Raw genomic sequence first — 585 nt, forward strand, 5'->3', positions numbered from 1 at the left:
ATATTCTCCACCGCACACGACGCACGTGGACCGGAAGACCAGAACGTCTCCACACCCCGTGCGAGGCGGGAGCCCCGGTCACCGTGGGGTTGACCCCCGCCGATCGACTGGGCAGGAACGCGCTTGCCAGTGCGAGGATGTGTGCCCGCGGGGCGGGTTCACGCCGCGGCGTATTCCCGTCGCGTCCGTCGTTGGCCCGCTTCTCGCCCACCGGCTTTCGCTAACCGACTCTCTGGAGGGCGCGGCATGCTGAGTGCACTGGGGCTGGACGAAGGGCAGGAGTCGACGTACCGGACCCTGGTGGCGCTCGGCGCCGCCGAGGTTCCCGAACTCGCCCTCCGGTTGTTCCGCTCGGAGGAGGATGTCGAGCGGGCGCTGCGCCGCCTGGAGCGGCAGGGGCTCGCGGCCCGGTCCGCCGGGCGCGCGGAGCGCTGGGTCGCCGTGCCGCCCGACGCCGCGCTGGGCACGCTGCTCGGCCGGCGCCGCCAGGAGTTGGAACGGGCGGAGCGGGCCGTCGCGGTCCTGACCGACGAGTACCGCAACGGGGCGCCCCGGTCCGCGACGCAGGACGCGGTGGAGATCGCC

1 protein-coding gene is annotated in these 585 nt (G+C 73.7%); it reads left to right on the forward strand.

The window, feature by feature from the left end:
- Window positions 1–246 precede the first annotated feature (246 nt).
- Window positions 247–585, forward strand: a 339-nt coding sequence (locus KUM32_RS33180) for a helix-turn-helix domain-containing protein (protein ID WP_302185206.1), incomplete at its 3' end; no start/stop codon positions are given.

This window comes from Streptomyces sp. AC627_RSS907 (assembly GCF_019049165.1).